The 18623-nt window shown below is 69.7% G+C and carries 14 protein-coding genes; 9 read left to right on the top strand and 5 right to left on the bottom strand.

Annotated features, from left to right (window positions below; all coding sequences use genetic code 11):
• Window positions 1–11: 11 nt before the first annotated feature.
• Both F4554_RS20220 and F4554_RS20215 read left to right on the top strand, forming a co-directional pair.
• Window positions 12–491, top strand: a complete 480-nt coding sequence (locus F4554_RS20220) for a pyridoxamine 5'-phosphate oxidase family protein (RefSeq protein ID WP_179789024.1) — start codon at window positions 12–14, stop codon at window positions 489–491.
• Between the two features lie 146 nt (window positions 492–637).
• Window positions 638–2755 (top strand): ABC transporter substrate-binding protein, encoded by a 2118-nt coding sequence (locus F4554_RS20215; protein ID WP_179789023.1) that lies wholly within the window; start codon window positions 638–640, stop codon window positions 2753–2755.
• 61 nt (window positions 2756–2816) lie between these two features.
• On the opposite strand, the gene ligD is transcribed toward F4554_RS20215, so the two are convergent.
• Window positions 2817–4418, bottom strand: a complete 1602-nt coding sequence (gene ligD / locus F4554_RS32395) for a non-homologous end-joining DNA ligase (RefSeq protein ID WP_179789022.1) — start codon at window positions 4416–4418, stop codon at window positions 2817–2819.
• Between the two features lie 124 nt (window positions 4419–4542).
• On the opposite strand from ligD, the gene F4554_RS20205 reads away from it, so the two are divergent.
• On the top strand, window positions 4543–5829 hold the full coding sequence (locus F4554_RS20205) for a cytochrome P450 (RefSeq protein ID WP_420360729.1): 1287 nt from the start codon (window positions 4543–4545) through the stop codon (window positions 5827–5829).
• Window positions 5830–5943: 114 nt separating this feature from the next.
• Window positions 5944–6144 (top strand): ferredoxin, encoded by a 201-nt coding sequence (locus F4554_RS20200; protein ID WP_179789021.1) that lies wholly within the window; start codon window positions 5944–5946, stop codon window positions 6142–6144.
• A gap of 123 nt (window positions 6145–6267) precedes the next feature.
• Here the strand turns inward: F4554_RS20200 and F4554_RS20195 are convergent, their stop codons facing one another.
• On the bottom strand, window positions 6268–6582 hold the full coding sequence (locus tag F4554_RS20195; protein ID WP_476495514.1) for a DUF402 domain-containing protein: 315 nt from the start codon (window positions 6580–6582) through the stop codon (window positions 6268–6270).
• A 258-nt stretch (window positions 6583–6840) separates the two neighbouring features.
• Here F4554_RS20195 and F4554_RS20190 point away from each other — a divergent pair, with 258 nt between their 5' ends.
• On the top strand, window positions 6841–8703 hold the full coding sequence (locus F4554_RS20190; protein WP_179789019.1) for an HNH endonuclease signature motif containing protein: 1863 nt from the start codon (window positions 6841–6843) through the stop codon (window positions 8701–8703).
• Between the two features lie 41 nt (window positions 8704–8744).
• On the opposite strand, the gene F4554_RS20185 is transcribed toward F4554_RS20190, so the two are convergent.
• On the bottom strand, window positions 8745–9587 hold the full coding sequence (locus tag F4554_RS20185) for a phosphotransferase enzyme family protein (protein WP_179789018.1): 843 nt from the start codon (window positions 9585–9587) through the stop codon (window positions 8745–8747).
• A gap of 786 nt (window positions 9588–10373) precedes the next feature.
• Here F4554_RS20185 and F4554_RS20180 point away from each other — a divergent pair.
• The 3 genes from F4554_RS20180 (at window position 10374) to F4554_RS20170 (ending at window position 14385) form a co-directional block, all read left to right on the top strand.
• A complete protein-coding gene (locus tag F4554_RS20180) occupies window positions 10374–12056 on the top strand; it encodes a DEAD/DEAH box helicase (RefSeq protein ID WP_179789017.1) in 1683 nt (560 codons plus the stop codon).
• A 280-nt stretch (window positions 12057–12336) separates the two neighbouring features.
• On the top strand, window positions 12337–13413 hold the full coding sequence (locus tag F4554_RS20175; RefSeq protein WP_179789016.1) for a Gfo/Idh/MocA family protein: 1077 nt from the start codon (window positions 12337–12339) through the stop codon (window positions 13411–13413).
• A gap of 99 nt (window positions 13414–13512) precedes the next feature.
• Window positions 13513–14385 carry a sugar phosphate isomerase/epimerase family protein gene (locus F4554_RS20170; protein WP_179789015.1) on the top strand — a complete coding sequence of 291 codons (873 nt, stop codon included), beginning with the start codon at window positions 13513–13515 and terminating at the stop codon, window positions 14383–14385.
• Between the two features lie 131 nt (window positions 14386–14516).
• On the opposite strand, the gene F4554_RS20165 is transcribed toward F4554_RS20170, so the two are convergent.
• Together F4554_RS20165 and F4554_RS31555 are read right to left on the bottom strand one after the other, a co-directional pair.
• The gene (locus F4554_RS20165) at window positions 14517–16325 is read right to left on the bottom strand and encodes a GAF domain-containing protein (RefSeq protein ID WP_179789014.1); all 1809 of its coding nucleotides are present in this window, start codon (window positions 16323–16325) and stop codon (window positions 14517–14519) included.
• Window positions 16326–16599: 274 nt separating this feature from the next.
• On the bottom strand, window positions 16600–17541 hold the full coding sequence (locus F4554_RS31555; RefSeq protein WP_238341361.1) for a Rossmann-fold NAD(P)-binding domain-containing protein: 942 nt from the start codon (window positions 17539–17541) through the stop codon (window positions 16600–16602).
• Between the two features lie 100 nt (window positions 17542–17641).
• On the opposite strand from F4554_RS31555, the gene F4554_RS20155 reads away from it, so the two are divergent.
• Window positions 17642–18616 (top strand): AraC family transcriptional regulator, encoded by a 975-nt coding sequence (locus F4554_RS20155; RefSeq protein WP_179789013.1) that lies wholly within the window; start codon window positions 17642–17644, stop codon window positions 18614–18616.
• Window positions 18617–18623 lie beyond the last annotated feature (7 nt).

Raw genomic sequence — 18623 nt, 5'->3', positions numbered from 1 at the left:
GGGAGCCCGCCATGAGCCACAACCAGCAAGCGGTCGAACTCTCCCAGGCCGAGTGCCTGCACCTGCTGAACGAGACGTTCACGGGGCGGGTCGTCCACACTCACAACGCATTGCCGGAGGTGGAACCGGTGGCGTACGTGATGGTGGGTACGTCCGCCGTGGTCCGGACGGCACCGGGATCCTCGCTGGCGAACACGCTCGACCAGACGATCGTGGCGTTCGAGGTCGACAGCGTGAGCTCGGACCTGTGTGACGGCTGGACCGTGACCGGGGTGGGCTCGGCCGTCCTGGTGACCGACCCGTGCCGGTACCTCGCCGGCCACTCACTGCCTCCGGCGTGGAAGGACGGCGACGAGACATCGGCGTTCGTCCGGATCCGGCTGCAGCTGGTCCACGGCCGCCGGCTCACCACGCGCCCGGCGACCGTGCCGGCAGGTGCCGACGGCGTCGAGACGGCTCCGGCAGCCTGGCTGTGGACGGAGCTGCCCTAGCCGTTCGACCGGTGACCGGCGGCGGCCGCGACGTGGCCGAGACATGACACGGCTCGGCGCGTCGCCCCTGGCATACATCGCAATCCCTTGCACAGCAGACGAACCGGGGCCAATAATCCGGGGCACCTGCGGCGAGGGAGGCCACGATGCACCACGACTTCGGTCGACCGGTCGGCAAGCCCAGCCGGCGTACGGTGTTGTACGCCTCGGCACTGACGGCGGTGACGGCACTGACCGGTGCGTGCAGTTCGAGCACGAAGTCCGGTGAGGGAGGAAAGCCGCGCGCCGCGAGCACCGGCACCTCGACGAAGGGGTCCGAACGCAAGCCGGTCCCGGTGCCGTCCAAGCTGCGCGAGTCGCCGGCGCTGGCCGCCCAGGTGAAGAGCGGTTCGCTGCCGGCGCTGAAGGAACGCCTGCCGGAGAAGCCGTACGTCATCCCGCACAGGTGGTGCACCGAGGGCAAGTACGGCGGCACGATGTCCGCGCCTACCGACGCCTCCGACAGCGGGATCATCAACGAGCACCTGTACGGCCGTTCACCGCTGCGCTGGCTCAACGACGGCCTCGACATCGGGCCCGGCCTGGTGGAGTCGTGGGAGTCCAACGACGACGCGTCGACCTGGACCCTGCACCTGCGCAAGGGACTGAAGTGGTCCGACGGCCAGCCGCTGGCCGCGTCCGACGCGTTGTACTGGTGGGAGGACATGGTCGTCAACGACGTGCACCCAGCACTTCCGCCGGACTCGGGCAGGTCGGGCTCGGGCACGGCGATGAAGCTGACCGCACCGGACGACCTGACGCTCGTTCTCACCTTCGACAGCCCGACGCCGCTCACTCCGGCCCTGCTGGCCAACGGTGTCGACACCGGCGACTGGTTCCTGCCAAAGCACTACCTGAAGCAGTGGCATCCCCGCTACAACAAGGCCGTCACCGCCAAGAACTGGTTCGAGAAGCACGACCAGCACCTCAACTGGGTGATGGACCCGAAGTGCCCGACCCTGACCGGGTGGCGGACAAAGACCTACTCCGAGGGACGCCGGGTCGTGCTGGAGCGCAACCCGTACTACTGGTGTGTCGACCGGTCCGGGGCGCAACTGCCGTACGTGGACGAGTTCGTGTTCAACGTCGTCCAGGAGCCGGAGGTGCGCAAGCTGCAGATCCAGGAGGGCAAGCTCGACTACGTCCACGGGGCGTTCGTCCCGATCGGGCTCGGCGACATCTCCGGCATGAAGCGGACGCAGAACCGCCACAACATGAACGTCTACCTGTGGGACAGCGGGTCGGGCACGGGGTCGGTGTTCTTCTTCAACTACGACTATCCCGAGCCCAAGATGCGTCAGCTCATCCGCAACCCGAAGTTTCGCCAGGCGCTGTCGTTCGCCTTCAATCGTTCCGAGGCGCAGAAGGCGGTCTACTTCAACACGGGGGAGAAGACCACCGGCACCTACAGCCCCAAGGCGCAGGAGTACCAGGGCGAGCAGGGACAGAAGGTCTACCACCAGTGGCGGGACGCCTACGTCAAGCACGATCCCGAGCGCGCGAAGCAGATGCTGGACGAGATCGGCGCGAAGATGGGTCCGGACGGAAAGCGCAAGATGCCCGGTGGTGGCGACGATCTGGTGGTCCGTATCGACGTGCCGGCCGACGTGAGCGATGAGCACCGGAAGAAGAACGACCTCCTCAAGCGCGACTGGGAGGCGATCGGCGTCACCGTGAAGATCAACCCGATGGCCCCGGAGAGTTTCGGCGACAAGTGGAACAACGGCCAGTTGATGTCGCAGAGCTCGTGGGAGGTCGGCGACGGCCCCGACCACATCACCGGTCCCTGGTGGTTCGTGCCGATCGAGCCCGCCCGGTGGGCGCCGCTGCACGGGCAGATGTGGACGCTGCGGGGTACGGCGAAGGAGAAGCAGCAGCTCAACGTCGACCCGTGGAAGCGGACGCCGCCCCGCGTGGACGCCGAGCCCGGCAGCCCGATCGCGAAGCTGTGGGCCGGCTACGCCAAGGCGAAAGGCGAGGTTGACGGTGTGGCGCGGACGAAGATCGTGTGGGACATGATCAAGATCCACATCCAGGACGGGCCGTTCTTCATGGGTACCGTCGCCAACTATCCGCAGGTGACGATGAGCAAGCGCGACCTGCACAACGTCCCGACCCGCGAACAGCTGGCGCAGGGTGGCATGGTCAACACCTGGGCGCACCCCACACCCGCGGTGTACGACCCGGAGGTCTACTACTGGGACGACCCCGCCAAGCACACGTGACGCGTACTCCTGAGGCGCGTGGCCGGCCTGTCAGGCACCGCTTGACAGGCCGGGGCGTTGCTCAGGACTCGCGTACGACGTCGTCCGGCGCCTTGTCCGGCCGCAGCCCACGCCAGGCTGGGTGCCGGAGCCGGCCGTCGCGGGTCCATTCCGCGAAGCGGACCTCGCCCACCAGCTTCGGCGTGACCCAGTGCGCGTCCCGGCTGTCCTTCGCCGGCATCGTCCCGGCGAACGGCGACGTCCGGCGCTGGATCCGGCGGGTGCGGTCCGCGAGGTCGGCCAGCATGTCGTCGGTGAAGCCGGTGCCGACCTGGCCGACGTACTCCAGTCCCTCCGGACCGGGAACTCCCAGCAGCAGCGACCCGATGGTGCCCTCCCGTCGGCCCTTTCCGGGCTGCCAGCCGCCCACCACGACCTCCTGTGTGCGCGCGTGCTTGACCTTGATCCAGTCCCGCGACCGGCGGCCGGGTTCGTAGCGGGAGGTCAGCCGCTTGGCCAGCACGCCTTCCAGAGCTTGCTTCTTCGACTCCGCCATCAGGTCCTGGCCGCCACCGCGGACGTAGGGCGGGGTGTCCCAGTGCGGACCGCGTAGCTCCAGCGACTCCAGGAGTTCCCTGCGCTGCTCGTACGCCAGGTCGACCGTGCTGCGGCCGTCGAGGTGGAGCAGGTCGAAGATGAGGTACGTCACCGGCGACCGCTCGCGCAACCGGCGCACCTGTGCCGCGTCGCGTACGTGCATCCGCCGTTGCAGGGCGGCGAAGGAGATCCGGCCCGTCTTCTCGTCGAACGCGACGATCTCCCCGTCGAGCACGGCCGGCAACGATCCCAGGGACTCCTGCAGGTCCGCGAGTTCGGGATAGGTGCTGGTGACGTCGAGGTCGTTGCGGGTCTTCAGGCGTACCTTCGTGCCGTCGGCGTAGGCGACCGCCCGCAGGCCGTCCCACTTCATCTCGTAGCCGAACTTCTCGTCGTCGCGACTTGGTGGCAGCTCGCCCAGGGTCGCCAGCATCGGGCGGACGAGTTCGGGCAGCGGCTCAGAACCCGCCGTGCTGGTCGCGGTGGACTTCCTGCCGGACGTGGACGTGGTGCTCGCCGACGACTTCTTCGCCGACGACTTGCTCGCCGAGGCCTTCTTCGCTGAGGCCTTCTTCGGGGACTTCTTCGCGGCGGTGGTCTGCTCGCCTGACTCGGCTTCGTCGGGGGAGTAGTCCATCCGGTGGATGAGCCAGTTCTCGCCGGTCCCGATGAGTACGAAGCGGCCCTGGGAGCGGTCGCCGTTGGTGCCGTGCAGGACGACCTTCACCTCGCGGTCGGTCCACTTCTCACACTCGTACGTGCCCCGGTCCCAGATCTCCACCGTCCCTCCGCCGTACTCGCCCTTGGCGATCTCGCCGGCGAAGTCGGCGTACTCCAGCGGGTGGTCCTCGGTGTGCACCGCGAGGTGGTTCTTCTTCGGGTCGTCGGGCAGCCCCTTGGGCAGCGCCCAGGAGACGAGAACGCCGTCGCGTTCCAGACGGAAGTCCCAGTGCAGGCGGCGGGCGTGGTGCTCCTGGATCACGAAGGTGTCGTCGTTGCCGTGCGGCGGCGGGCCTTCGGCCGGCACCGGCTCCGCGGTGCGGTCGGCGCTGCGCTTGCGGCGGTAGGCGTCCAACTTGTCGGGCACGTGTCCTGTTCTACCCCGGAGCACCGGGCGACGCGAACGCCTTCGGCGCCGAGGTTTCCGCCGCCGCACGCAGCTCCTGTTCTGCGTACATCCAAAGAAGTTTTACACCGGTTGTAATTTCAACATGGCGGGTGTTTGCTGGAAGAGGAGCGCACCACCGAACGAAGACCGAGAGCGTAAGGAGCACGTGATGGCGAAGATCATGCCGACCACCGTGGCGCCCATGCCACCGGTGGACGGCCTCCCCATCGAACGATCCGACCCGTTCGACCCACCCGCGGTTCTCGCGGCGTTACGCGAGGAACGCCCGATCAGCCGGTTGCGCTACCCCGACGGCTCTCTTGGCTGGTTGGTGACGAGCTATCCGCTCGCGCGTGCAGTGCTGGCCGACCCGAGGTTCAGCAGGCGTCGGGAGTTGCAGCGTGCGCCGCGCCGGATCGCCTTCGAGGAGGAGCATCCCGGGCCGTCCGAGCCGGGCTTCTTCATCGGCATGGACCCACCCGAACACACGCGCTACCGGCGCCAACTGACCTCGCACTTCACCGTGCGGCGGATGCGGGAGCTGGAGGACAGGATCGCGCGCATCACCGCCGAGCACCTGGACGCGATGGAACGCCACGGCTCGCCGGCCGATCTGGTCGCGGAGTTCGCGCTGCCGATCCCGTCGCTGGTGATCTGCGAACTGCTCGGCGTTCCGTACACCGACCGGGAGAAGTTCCAGCACGACACCAGGGTGCTGCTCCACCTGGAGTCCACCTTCGAGGAGGCGATGGGTGCGCTCGTCTCGCTGCGGCAGTACCTCCACGGGTTGGTCGTACGCAAGCGGGCCGAACCCGCCGACGACCTGATCAGCACGCTCATCTCCGGTGGAGCACTCGACGACGAGGAGATCGCCGGCATCGCCGTGCTGTTGCTGATCGCCGGGCACGAGACCACGGCCAACATGCTGGGGCTGGGTACGTTCGCGTTGCTGCGCCACCCCGACCAGCTCGCGGCGCTGCGCGCGGATCCCTTGCTGGTGGAGAATGCCGTCGAGGAGTTGCTGCGCTACCTCACCATCGTGCACATCGGACCCACGCGCGCCGCGCTGGAGGACGTCGAACTCGGCGGCGAAGTGGTGCGGGCCGGCGAGGTCGTCACCTTGTCGCTGCCGGCCGCCAACCGTGACCCGGAACGCTTCGAGGACCCCGAAGAGCTCGACCTGCGCCGTTCGGCGACCGGGCACCTGGCGTTCGGGCACGGCATCCACCAGTGCCTCGGTCAGCAGCTGGCACGGATCGAGATGCGGACCGGGTTCAACGCGCTGTTCTCGCGGTTCCCGAATCTCCGGCTGGCGGTGGAGCCGGAGGACGTGCAGCTGCGAACCGATATGGCCATCTACGGCGTGCACAGTCTGCCGGTGGCGTGGTAGCCGGCGTGGTCGTGGGCGCTGTGGCCGCTGTGGCCGTTGTGACCGCTCGACATGCGGCGAGGTTCGGCCGCTACGTTGTGCGGCACGGAGTTCCCCGGTACGGGAGGTGACGGGATGAGGATCAACGTTGACCGGGACATCTGCTGTGGCGCGGGGATGTGCGTGCTGACCGCGCCGGACATCTTCGACCAGAGCGAAGAGGACGGGCTGGTGGTACTGCTCCGCCAGCCCGAGGCTGCCGAGGCCGATGTCGCACGGGAAGCGACGCAGTTGTGCCCGTCCGGTGCGATCAGCGTCGCGGACGAAGAGGACTGAGCGACCAGGATCCTGACGGCCAGGCGCTGAGGAGGGGGCGACGCATCGTCGTCCGCTCCTTGGTGCTTTCCGTACCTGCTTGCTTCTGGAGCGGCCGGGCTGGGCAGTCCTCCGGCTGGCAACTCAGAGATCTGTGACCACCGTGGTGCGGTCGATCCAGACCCGGCCGTCGGCGTGGCGTACCACGTCGAGGTCCATGTCCGCCGCCGCGATGACCCAGCCATTCCCGTCGTGAGCGAACTCCGGCAAGGTCGTGATGTCCGCGTAGATGACATTCTCGCTTGTTGGTGCGTTGAAGTGAGCGAGGTAGTACCCGTCGTGCGGTACGAGCATGACGTGCGCCGGGCTGCCGACGGCAGTGCAACCTGGTCGCCGTACTCTGACGCCGGTCGGGATGGGGAGCCAGGGACCGTACTCGTCGGTCCCCAGATACACCATCGTCGTCTGGCGGTGCGGTGACCCGTCCCACTTGTGCAGCCTGAAACTCACCGGCTCGTCGATCTCAGGCTCGGCCTGGGGTAGGCGCCATATGACGACCTAATCAGGGCTTCGCACAAGCCGGTTCGAGGCGAACGGTTCACCGGCGGGCATTGCTTCCGTGACCCGGTTTTTGTCCACAGGTGGCGGATCGGTTGTGTCTCGGGTCTCCTTGTGGACAACGATCTTCGTGTCGGTCGTCGCCTCTAGACTTCGAACATGCATTCGATGACGCAGGACCTTCCCGGCAGCGGCAGTGGTGCCGTTGGCCGGTTGAGGGCTGCGTTGGCGATGGTGCGTGCCGGGGTGACGGAGATGCTTTCAACACCCGCCACCTCGGTGGAGGCCGGCGATTGGGGGTTGCTGTTCGGGGAGCTGGGGGTCGAGGCGGCCCGCTTCGACGCGGTGAAGCTCGGCTGGGTTCGTCAGGCCGAGGCGTGTGATGTGGGCAAGACGACGGGTGCTGCGACGACGGCGGGGTGGTTGCGTACCGCGCAGCGGATGTCGAAGACCGAGGCCTCCGCGACGGTGACGCTGGCGAGGGATCTGGACCGCACGGTGACGTTGACCGCCGCCGCCCTGGCGCGGGGTGAGCTGTCGTTCAAGCACGCGCAGGTGATCGCGTTCGCGGTCAAGGACCTGCCTACCTGGATCGGTGTTGAACAACGGGTGAAGGCCGAGGAGTACCTGATCGCCTGGTCGAAGCGGCGTAACCCCGACGACATCCGGGTGTTGGGCCGGGCGTTGCTGCAGGTGCTCGCACCCGAAGAGTGGGAACGGCGCCTGGGCAAGGAGCTCGGCGACGCCGAGCGTGCCGCCGAACGCAAACGGTCCCTGCGTTACCTGGCGAACGGTATTCCGGGGTCGGAGACCGTGGTGATCAAGCTGCCGGTGCTGGAGATGGAGACCCTTCGGAAGCTGATCGAGGCGCTGATCGCCTCCGACTCCCGCCCTGACCCCGACGAACGGCCCCTCGACCAGCGCCGAGGTGACGCGTTCGCCGAACTCATCGCCCAGTGGGCGCAGCAGCAGGCATCGCCCAACAGAGGACGCGGACGCGACTGCGTCACGGTCACCGTTGGAGTCGACCAGCTACTGACCGGCCTCGGGTTCGGCACCATCGACGACCTCAACCCCGTCCGCCCCATGCCCTGCACCTGCCAAACCCCCGACGCCAAACGCCTGACCCAGCGCAAGACCCGACAACAGAACACGAACACTGGCAACAACAACGACACCACAGGTGCCACGGGCACCAAGCCCAAGAAGCCCGCCCGCCGCAAAGGCACCGACGACACCGAGCGCGGAGCCGGCACTGGCGGTGTCACCGACCCGGACGAGGCTCACGGCGGTAGTGGGACGAGTGGCCGGAATGCTCAACCCGTCGAGGAGAATCGACCACCCGACACCACCGATCCGGGTGGGGTCGCGGACCGGATACCCGAACCCCGGGAACCCGGGCAACACCGACAGCCGAACTCCGCCACCGGATCGGGTCCAACAGGTGAAACAGATCCGGAGGTAGACGCCGAACCCGAGGACTGGGGCCTCGCGGCGGAAGACGACGCCGCCACTGACTCCGAACCGGAGGAGGGGGCGGCGGGGCCGGAGGCTGCCCACGACCACATCGACCCCCACGACGGCTGCCAGAAGGGTGGCGGTGGTGGGTCGGCCCGGATCCTCGGCCTGCGAGGAGAGCCGCTCTCGGTCGCCACGATCCGCCGGATGGCGTGTGACGCGAACATCATCCCCGTGGTGCTCGGCGGCAACGGTGAGATCCTCGACGTCGGGATGGCCGACCGGTTCTTCACCGAGGCGCAGCGACGGGCACTGGCGATCCGCGACGGGTCCCACTGTCACTTCCCCGGCTGCCAGGTACCCGAACGCCGCTGCGTCGCCCACCACATGACGGCCTGGGACGACTTCGGACCGACCGATCTCGCCAACGGAGTACTGCTCTGCAAGACCCACCACACGTTCGTCCACCACAGAGGCTGGCATGTACGGATGGGTGACCACGGCCATCCCGAGTACATCCCGCCCGAGTGGGTGGACGTGCGACAACGGATCGTCCGCCCGTGAGCGGCATCGATGACCTCCGACGGCGCACCGACGTCACACGGTCAGGAGTAGGCGCGGCGCATCAGTCCCTGGAGGACCTGGCGGATGCCCGTGGCGAAGCTCAGGTTGTCGTGCCGGGTCGACCAGATGAGCTGCCAGGTCACGGTCAGTGCGTGTCCGTGGACGAGGTGGGCGAGGTCGTCCGCGGTCAGCCTGCGCCCGTACCCGTCCAGGAACGCCTCGCGCAGGTCGGGCCGGCTCTGCCAGGGCCCGAAGAACAGCTTGGCGAGGTCGGTCACCCAAGCGTCGGGACGAGCCCACTCGAAGTCGATGACGTACAGACTCCTGCCGTCCAGAAGCCAGTTGCGCGGACCGTAGTCACGATGGCACGGCACCGTCCTCGGACTCGGAAGCTGTTCCAGCCAACGGATTTCGGTCCGTACGAACGCCATCTCCCCGGCATCGAGGAGCCCGTCGGAACGCGCAAGCCAGCCCTCCAGTTCGGCGGCCTTCGCGGCCGCGTAGTCCGGGTCCGGCGCGAACTCCTCGGCATCGTGCAGCTGGCGCAGCAGCGCCCCGCCCGCGTGGTACAGGTCGGCAGTCTGATCGGGCACGGACTTCCCCGGCACCGCCGACAGCACCAACGTGCGTCGTTCGTCGTCGTACGCGCGCAGGTCGGGAGCGTTCGGTCGCAGCGCGGGCACCCATCGGCGGTACGCGGAGAGTTCGCGTTCGTACTGGTCCTGACGTTGGTGTCGTTTCGCGAACCACCGGCGGCCCTGCGCATCGCGCACCTCGAAGACCGCGGCACCGCGGTGCGGCCAACTGTGCTCGCGTACGACCGTGCACGGACCGAGAACTTCGTCGACAAAGGAGAGAACGGTCGTCGCGGATGGGGCAGTCATGGGAGACCTCGTAGTGAAGAGGAGCGGACAGGGACGAGGGGAGTGGACAAGGACGAAGGGAGTGGACGAGGACGAGGGAGCGAGCAGAGGTGCGCGCGAGAGCGGGTGCCTCAGAACGGGGCGCGCCAGCGGGGATGCGCAGAAAGGAGCGCCAGGGCAGATGCGCGGGAGAGGTTCACGGGAGAGGGGCACGCGAACGGAGGAGGGCGAGAAGGTCCGCCGAGGCGGGATCCGCGGTACGCCAGGACCGGCGTGGCGGGGAGTCGGGCGGCCCGGCGCGCGATGTGCGTCGCGGGCGAATGCGCCGGCCGGATCGGCAACCAGGCGCAGCCCGATCGTAGGACGTTCACCGGGGTGTCGGCAACGACTCCAAAGGCGACTGCGACAGCACTTCGATCATTCCCCGGACAACGGGATCATGCCGGGTCGATCATAGGGGAACGTCCTTCTCGGTCACGGAACTCCCGCCTGGTTGAGGACTGCCACGTGATCTTCTCCCCTGGCTAGCTCAACGGAAGAGCGGGCGATCCGGCAAGATCGTCCTGACGCGGTTCGACTCCGCGGCCAGGGTCTCTCGGCAACCGCGGGTTCCACCGGGCCGGACGAGCCCGGCCGTGCGCGCCCCGTAGGTGACACAGGGTGTTCGTCGTGGGGACTGCGTGTGCCTTTCCGGCCCGCCGCGCCAGTCGTGCGCGCGAATCAACGACGGGCGGGGGAACATGAACCCTGACGTCGCCGCGACGCCGGGACACTCGTGCCCGGACCCCTGAGGAGCCTGACCTGACCATGGCCGTGCACGAATCCGACAACCCGACCAGCTTCGACGATCTCGGTCTGCGTCCGGAGCTCCTCCACGAGCTGTCCAGCCTGGGCTACGAGGAGCCGACGCCGATCCAGCTCGAGGCGATCCCACCGATGCTGGCCGGGCGGGACGTGCTCGGGCAGGCGGCGACGGGCACGGGCAAGACGGCTGCGTTCGCGCTGCCGATCCTGCAGCGGATGCCCGGAGGTGACCGCGGCCCGGACCCGACCGCGCTCGTTCTGGTCCCCACGCGCGAGCTCGCGGTACAGGTGTCGGAGGCGTTCCATCGGTACGGCCGGGGCATCGGCATCCGGGTCCTGCCCATCTACGGCGGTCAGCCGATCGGCCGCCAGTTGCGGTCGCTGTCGAACGGCGTCGACGTCGTGGTCGCCACGCCGGGCCGCGCCCTCGACCACATCGGCCGCGACACCCTCCACCTGGACAGCCTCACCTGCGTGGTCCTGGACGAGGCCGACGAGATGCTCGACATGGGCTTCGCCGAGGACATCGAGGCGATCCTGCAGGAGACGCCGGAAGAACGCCAGACGGTGTTGTTCTCCGCGACCATGCCGCCGCGCATCAGCGGAATGGTCCGGCGCCACCTACGTGACCCGGAGCGGATCGAGATCGAGCGGCGCGCGCCAGAGCCTGGTGAGGCGCCGCTGGTACGGCAGGTCGCGTACGTCATTCCGCGGGCGCACAAGTCGGCGGCGCTGGGCCGGGTCCTCGACGTCGAGTCGCCCACCGCGTCGCTGGTCTTCTGCCGTACGCGCGAGGAGGTCGACCAGCTCGCCGAGACGCTGAACGGCAGGGGCTATCGCGCGGAGGCCCTGCACGGCGGCATGAGCCAGGAGCAGCGCGACCGGGTGATGGGGCGCCTACGCAGCCGTACCGCCGATCTGCTGGTGGCCACCGACGTGGCCGCCCGTGGCCTGGACATCGAACACCTCAGCCACGTCGTCAACTACGACGTGCCGTCCGCGCCGGAGTCCTACGTCCACCGGATCGGCCGGGTGGGCCGGGCCGGCCGGGAGGGCGTGGCGATCACGCTGGCCGCACCGCGCGAGCACCGGATGCTGAAGACGATCGAACGCGTGACCGGCCGCAAGATCGCGGTCGAGAAGATGCCGACGGTCGCCGACCTGCAGGCCCGCCGGCTGGAACTCACCCGTGCCGCCCTGCAGGAGAGCCTGCTCGAGGACGACCTGGAGCACTTCCGGGTCGTGGTGGAGACCCTCACCGACGAGTTCGACGTGATGGAGGTGGCGCTGGCCGCGGTCAAGCTGGCGCACGAGGCGACCGGCGGCCGGGTCGACGATGACGAGCCGGAGATTCCCGACGCGACTCCGGAGTCCGACGGCGCGCGGCGCAGGGCAGATGGCGGCCGTCCGCAGGGCGGTCGCGCGCGGGGCCGTGGCGGGGCAGGTGGCATGACCCGGCTGTTCGTCGGCCTCGGCCGGCGGGCGGGCGTGCGGCCCCAGGACCTGGTGGGTGCGATCGCCAACGAGTCCAGCCTGCGTGGGCGGGAGATCGGTGCGATCGAGATCACGGACAAGTTCTCCCTGGTGGAGGTGCCGGAGAACGCCGCCAACGAGGTCATCTCAGCGTTGCGGTCCACGACAGTGAAGGGCCGGAAGGTCAACGTACGCAGGGAACGCCAGCGCTGACCGCCACCCTCGACGTGCGACCGCCCGTGCGACCGCCCGCGCGACCGCCCGCGCGGCTGTCCGCGTAGTGGGGCAGGACGGCCGGAACCGGCTCGCACCCGCGTCACCGGACCGTGGCGAGGTTCGTACGTCAGGAATCGGACAGGCCCGGCCGCCCGCACCCTGCTAGCGTCCAGTGAACGGTTCCGGCCCGCCTGGTGACCGCCCGCACCGCGAAGGGGCGCGAGGTCGCGCCGAGCCGCGACAGCCGATCCGACGACACTCAGGGTGGGGATGCGGGATGCCGGCGACGACGACGGTCGGAGTCATCGGGTGCGGACAGGTCAGCCACATGTACCTTCCGATCCTGGGCCGGATGCCCGGCGTCGAGGTCGCCGTGGTGGCCGACGTCGACCAGGAGCGGGCGGCACAGGTCGCCACGAAGTACGACGTGCCGCAGGCGACGGATCCGCAGACCGTGCTCGAGAGTTCGGACGTCGAGGTGGTCGTCAACCTCACCCCGATCGCGGTGCACGTCGAGGTGAGCAAGGCGGCGTTGACAGCGGGCAAGCACCTGTGGTCGGAGAAGCCGCTCGCCCCCACGCTGGAACAGGCGCGGGAGCTCATCGCGGAGGCCGACCAGCGCGGGCTGGCGGTGGGATGCGCCCCGGACACCCTGTTGGGCTCGGGATTCCAGGCCGCGCGAACCGCTCTCGCCGACGGCGCCGTCGGCACGCCGCTGTCCGCGACCGGACTGATGTTTCGCGGCGCGATGGGACGGGCGAGCTTCTACACCGAGGGCGCGACACCCATTCTGGACATGGCGCCGTACTACTTCTCCGCGCTGGTCAACCTGTTCGGCCCGGCGGTGCGGGTGAGCGGCGCGGCCCACACCCTGCGTGCGGGGGAGGAACCGACCCGGCCGCCGGCGGGCGCGGCGATCGCCACCGCCGGGGTGGTGGAGTTCGCGAACGGCTTGCTGGCGAACACCGCGCTGCTGTGGGGCACCGACCATCCGCGGGAGGTTCCGGTGCTCACCGTCTACGGCAGCGACGGTGAGCTCGCCGCGCCGAACCCGAACAACTTTGGTGATCCGGCCTACGTCCGCCGGTACGGCGAGGACTGGCAGGAGGTCCCGGACAGTCGGCAGCCGGCCGACCTCCCGCACAACCTGCGCGGACTCGGCGTGGGTGAGCTCGCGGCGGCGGTCCGGGCGGGCCGCAGACCTCGTGCCGGCGGCGACATCGCCTGTCACGTGGTCGAGCTGATCGCCGGCCTGGTCCGCTCGGCAGGGACGGGGGAGCGGGTGGAGCTGACCACGACGTGCACTCCGGCGCCACCGCTGTCGGCGGAGGAGCGTGCGGCCCTGCTGGGCTAGCGTGGTTGTGTCGGAACACCATGCAGGCAAGGGTTTCGGAGTGATCCGGAGTCGTTCTGCGTGGTCAGGAAGTCGTCCGAGGCAGATCGAGGAGGCGGGATGAAGGTCGACCTGGGCTGTGGCCAGATCACGTGGCGAGGTGTCCCGGAGGAGAAGGTGCTCGCCGACATCGCCGAGGCGGGCTACGCCGGCGCGCCGTTGAGTGCCCGCGGCGGGCGTACGGCCAAGCAGATCGCCGAGATCTGGGGCGGGTACGGCCTCGCGCCCGCACCCGGCTACTTCGGCGGCGACTTCTGGGAGGAGGACCGGCACGAGGAGTACGTCGCGCAGGCACACGAACAGGCCCGGATCTCCAGCGACCTCGGAGTGAGTGAGCTCTACGTCTCCGCGGGCGGGTTCAACACCACCACCCGGTCCGGTCACACCCGCCGGGACGTCGCCGCGCACGCGGGCCCGGACGACGCCCTGTCGGAGAAGGAGTTCGGCCAGCTGGTGCGGACCGTGGACGCGATCGCGCGGGCGACGCTGGAGTACGGCGTGCGATCCTGCTACCACAACCACGTCGGCACGTTCGTGGAGACCGAGGACGAGATCGAGCGGCTGCTGGCAGCGGTGGACCCGGAGGTCCTGTTCCTCGGCCCCGACACCGGTCACCTCGCCTGGGCCGGCGTCGACGTGGTGGAGTTCACCCGCCGGCACGCCGAGCGCATCAAGACCGCGCACCTGAAGGACATCGACACGGCCGTACGAGACCGCGGCCGCGTGGCGGGCTGGGACTACTCCACGTTCGAAAAACACGCGATCTGGGCCGAGGTGGGACACGGCGAGGTCGACTTCGCCACGATGTTCTCCCTGCTGGGCCAGGCCGGCTTCGCCGGTTGGCTGATCGTGGAGACCGACGTCACCCAGCGCGAGACGCCCTTGGAGAGCGCCCGGATCAGCAGGGACAACCTCCGCGGCCTCGGCGTGTGACCTCGGCCGCAGGGGTGCTGTCAAGCCGGACCTGACGCCCGGGTTGTCGTCAAGGTGACCCTGACGACAACCCGGGCTTGTCCGACGCCGCACCGAGGATGTGTCGCGGAGACAGACCTCAGGGCGAGCGCTCAGTCGCCGGTGTCGGAGGGGTGGTACCCGTCGTAGCCGTCGGGAGAGTCGTCGTCGCCGCCGAAGATGGCGCTCCTGACCTGACGGCTGGTGCGGTCCAGGTCGTCGAGGACGTCACTGAGCCGCTGTCGTACGACCGGTTCGGAGCTCAGGCCGCCGGCGCTGCGCAGGCGCAGGCTGACACCGAACAACTGCTGGACGATCACGTCCCGCATCTCGTGCGCGATGCGGTCGCGCTCCTCCAGTACGGCCAGGTGCTCGCGGTCTCCCTGCGTACGCACTCGCTGCAGTGCGAGCGCGGCCACGTCGGCGAAGATCTGTATCTGCACGACCTCCTCGCGGGCGAGGGGAGCCTGGGGTGAACCGCGGCGCCAGGCGACGAACAACGTGCCCAGCACCTCACCGTCGGTGGTGAGCGGGAGCATCATGCCCAGTCCCAGGACCGCCAGCGCCCTCTGCCAGGCCGGAGGCGGGTCGTGTCCGGGTTCGTTCGGATAGTCGTCGCTGACGACGGGCTCGCCGGTGTCGAGCACCCGGGCCAGCAGACCTGCCCGCGGGATGCGCAGGTCGGGCGGTGCGGGCACCAGACCGCCGCCCTCGAAGACCACGGCGAACACCGAGCCCGGATCGATCGGGTCCGCCAGCAGCACGCCGGCGACGTCCGCGCCGGACACCTCGCGCAGGTGGTCCACCAGCAACCGCATCGCCTCGTCGCGGTCCACCTCACCGAGCAGCAGCCGGGCCATCTCGGCGGCGGCCTCGAGCCAGCGTTCGCGTCGGTTGCGGGCCTCCTGGGCACGGACACGCAGCAGGGCCAGGGCGGTGTGGTTGGCGAACGTACGGACGAGGTCACCCTCGCACGCGGCCACCGGCGCGGCGGGGGAGTCCCGCCGCCAGCCCACGAACAGCACACCCAGCAACTCGCCGGACACCGCGAGCGGCAGGACCATGGTCAGCCCCAGACCGGACAGGTCCTCCTGCGGGTCCGGACCCGGGTCGAAGCGCGGGTCGTCCAGGAGGTGCTCGGTGACGATCGGCTCGCCGTTGTCCAGGACGGCGGCCGCGAGCCCCCGGCGGGGAACGCGGGTACCTGGGGCGGGCAGGTCGGCCAGGCCGGCGGCCGCCTGGTAGACGAGTCGGTCCGGGTCGGCCGGATCGACCAGGATCACCGCGGCGTACTCCGCGCCGGAGATCTTCCGGAACCGCTGGGTCGCCAGCCGGGTCGTCGCGGCGAGGTCCACCTCGTCCAGCAGCATGGCGGTCAGTTCCGAGCAACCCTCCAGCCACCGTTGCCTGCGCTGCTGCTGGCCCAGCAGCCGGAAGTTCTCGATCGCCAGTGCCGCCGCCCGGGCGAGCCCGACGGCCGTCTGCTCGTCCGTCTCGGAGAACTCCTGCCCGTCCACCTTGTCGGCGAGGTAGAGGTGGCCGTACGACGCGTCGCGCAGGTGCACCGGGACGGCAAGGAGCGTGGTGGCCAGTTCGTGGGCCGGTAGATGCTGCGCGGCGGGGTGGTCGCGCAGCGAGTTCAGCCTGACCGGCCGCTCGGATTCCAGCAGTAATTCGAGCAGTCCGTGCAGCCGGGGAAGCCCGGCGACCTCCGAACTCTCCTCGTCGGTCAGCCCGCAGGTCACGAACTCGCGGACGTTCCAGTCGGACTCGGTGACCAGCAGGGCACCACAGCGAGCACCCACCAGCTCACACGCCGTGGAGACGATTCGCTGGAGGGTCTCGGTGAGATCCTGTCCGGTGTCTTGGGGGCCGGGCGACGAGGGGGACGCCGGGCCGAAACGGTCGGCGGTCGATGCCATGGCTTCGATCGTAGGCGGCTGTCAACCGGGACCGATCCGCCGAAACCGGGGTGATCACCCCAGCTTCGGCGGTCGGTCGCCAGGTTGTTCGGGGAATCCCCCACGCTTCTCGTAGCGCTGGTCGTAGCGACTGTCAGTAGTGCCTCGTACTGGTGCCCGGCAGGGGTGCTGTCACGATGCCGACCGGTCCTCGTTCCGCCTGCCCTGTCAGGCTTTTCGTGCCATGGGGCTTTAGTGCGGTCAGGGCTTTCGGGTCGTCGGGACTTCCGTACGGTCAGGACGTCCAGGCAGTGAGCGCGGCGGCCGACCGTGCGTACGCGGAGAAGTCGCGCGGTGCGCGGCCCAGCGCGCGCCGCACACCGTCTGTCAACCCAGCGTTGCGCCCGTCGAGCACCTCGCCGAACAGCCCCGACAGCAGGGCGGCGAACTCCGCCGGAGCACCCTCCTCGACCATGCCGGCGGCGAACTGTTCGACGGAGACGGGTGCGTATGTCACCTCCCGTCCGGACGCCGCGGAGATCTCCGCGGCGACCTCGGCGAAGCGGAGCGACCGCGCCCCGGTCACCTCGTACACCTGTCCCTCGTGGCCCGGCTCGGTGAGGGCGGCGACCGCCACGTCGGCCACGTCGTCGGCGTCCACGAACGGCTCGGCGACATCGCCGGCGGGGAAGGGAAGCACGCCCACGCGGACGGCGTCGACCAGGAAGCCCTCGCTGAAGTTCTGCGCGAAGAAACTGGATCGTACGACCGTCCAGGCGGCGTCGTCCGCGCACGCGTTCCGCAGCACCTGCTCGGTCCGTTGGGCTTCCGGTTCCCCGCGCCCGCTGAGCAGGACCAGTCGGCGCACGCCGTGGTCGACGGCCAACCGGGTGAAAGCGCCGACCGTCTCCGCTGCTCCGGGAAAGCCGAGATCGGGGACGTACGCGACGTAGGCCGCCGAGGTGCCCTCCACCGCCGCCGGCCAGGTGCGAGCGTCCTCCCAGTCGAAGGGCGGGGTCCCGGACCGGGAGCCGATCCGGACGGATGCGCCGCGCTCGGCGAGCCGCCGCGCGACCCGGGCACCGGTCTTTCCCGTACCGGCCAGGACGAGGGTGGTGCCCGCAGCGCCCCTCGCCGGCTGCTGGGCTGCCCGCTGGGCTGTCTGCTGGGCTGTCTGCTGGGCTGCCCGCTGGGCTGTCTGCTGGGTCGGATTCTGGCTCTGCGAGGTCTGTGTCATGGCTCCAGCCAACCGCCGCCGACCTGGACGCGCCATGGCTGAGAAGCTCGGTTCCATACGCGTGCGTCCACGCCTGGACCTGGGACCTAGACTCCCGGACATGGACCCGCTCGCCGGGCTACTGTCCGGACCCCGCGCCCGGCAGGCGTTCCTGCTGCGTGCGCTGCTCGACCCGCCGTGGTCGATGCGGGTACAGGACCAGGCGCCACTGACCCTGGTGGTGATGGTGCGCGGCGACGCGTGGGTCCTGCCCGAGAGGGGTGAGCCGCGCCCGCTCCGCGCGGGTGACGTCGCGCTCTTCCGGGGACCCGAGCCGTACGTCGTCACCGACCACCCGGACACGCCCCCGCAGGTGGTCATCCACCCCGGCCAGCGCTGCACCACCCCGACCGGGGAGAGCCTGAGCCAGGCGATGGACCTCGGCGTACGGAGCTGGGGAACCAACCCGCAAGGCCAGGTTGTCATGCTCGTCGGCACCTACCCCGAGGTCGGCGCGGTCGGGGCGTTGCTGCTGGACGCCCTGCCCGCGCTGGTGGTGCTGCCGGGCGCGGCCCTGGACTCACCGCTGGTGCCGCTGCTCGGCGCCGAGGCGCAACGCGAGGACCCGGGGCAGGAGGTCGTGCTGGACCGGCTGCTCGACCTGCTGGTGGTGATGTCGCTGCGGACGTGGTTCGCGCGCCCGGACACCGCCACACCGCCGTGGTACGCCGCGCAGGACGATCCGGTCGTCGGGAAAGCTCTGCGGCTGTTGCAGAACGCGCCGGCCCGGCCGTGGACGGTGGCCCGGCTCGCTGCGGAGTGCGGTGTGTCGCGGGCGGCGCTGGCGCGCAGGTTCACCGAGCTCGTCGGTGAGCCGCCGATGGCGTTCCTCGCCGGCTGGCGGCTCGCGCTCGCCGCCGACCTGCTGGCCGAGCCGGGCGCCACGGTCGCGTCGGTGGCGACCAGGGTGGGATACGCGAGCCCGTTCGCCCTCAGTACGGCGTTCAAGCGGGTGCGTGGGCTGAGTCCACGCGAGCACCAACGGCGTACGGCGGCCGAACAGTCCGGAGCGGCGGGGGCCACACCCGGAGGCTGAGGATCTT

This window comes from Actinopolymorpha rutila (assembly GCF_013407855.1).
Lineage (GTDB): Bacteria > Actinomycetota > Actinomycetes > Propionibacteriales > Actinopolymorphaceae > Actinopolymorpha > Actinopolymorpha rutila.
Note: the sequence above shows the minus strand (reverse complement) of the source record. Positions and strands in the feature narration are given on the sequence as shown.

Bases quoted from the DNA above. Each gene is read 5' to 3' on its own strand.
- F4554_RS20165 (WP_179789014.1), bottom strand. From the start codon at position 16,325: ATGGCATCGACCGCCGACCGTTTCGGCCCGGCGTCCCCCTCGTCGCCC.
- F4554_RS20190 (WP_179789019.1), top strand. From the start codon at position 6,841: ATGCATTCGATGACGCAGGACCTTCCCGGCAGCGGCAGTGGTGCCGTT.
- F4554_RS20180 (WP_179789017.1), top strand. From the start codon at position 10,374: ATGGCCGTGCACGAATCCGACAACCCGACCAGCTTCGACGATCTCGGT.
- F4554_RS20175 (WP_179789016.1), top strand. From the start codon at position 12,337: ATGCCGGCGACGACGACGGTCGGAGTCATCGGGTGCGGACAGGTCAGC.
- F4554_RS20215 (WP_179789023.1), top strand. From the start codon at position 638: ATGCACCACGACTTCGGTCGACCGGTCGGCAAGCCCAGCCGGCGTACG.
- F4554_RS20170 (WP_179789015.1), top strand. From the start codon at position 13,513: ATGAAGGTCGACCTGGGCTGTGGCCAGATCACGTGGCGAGGTGTCCCG.
- F4554_RS20185 (WP_179789018.1), bottom strand. From the start codon at position 9,587: ATGACTGCCCCATCCGCGACGACCGTTCTCTCCTTTGTCGACGAAGTT.
- F4554_RS20205 (WP_420360729.1), top strand. From the start codon at position 4,543: ATGGCGGGTGTTTGCTGGAAGAGGAGCGCACCACCGAACGAAGACCGA.
- F4554_RS31555 (WP_238341361.1), bottom strand. From the start codon at position 17,541: ATGACACAGACCTCGCAGAGCCAGAATCCGACCCAGCAGACAGCCCAG.
- F4554_RS20220 (WP_179789024.1), top strand. From the start codon at position 12: ATGAGCCACAACCAGCAAGCGGTCGAACTCTCCCAGGCCGAGTGCCTG.
- F4554_RS20155 (WP_179789013.1), top strand. From the start codon at position 17,642: ATGGACCCGCTCGCCGGGCTACTGTCCGGACCCCGCGCCCGGCAGGCG.
- F4554_RS20200 (WP_179789021.1), top strand. From the start codon at position 5,944: ATGAGGATCAACGTTGACCGGGACATCTGCTGTGGCGCGGGGATGTGC.
- F4554_RS20195 (WP_476495514.1), bottom strand. From the start codon at position 6,582: ATGGTGTATCTGGGGACCGACGAGTACGGTCCCTGGCTCCCCATCCCG.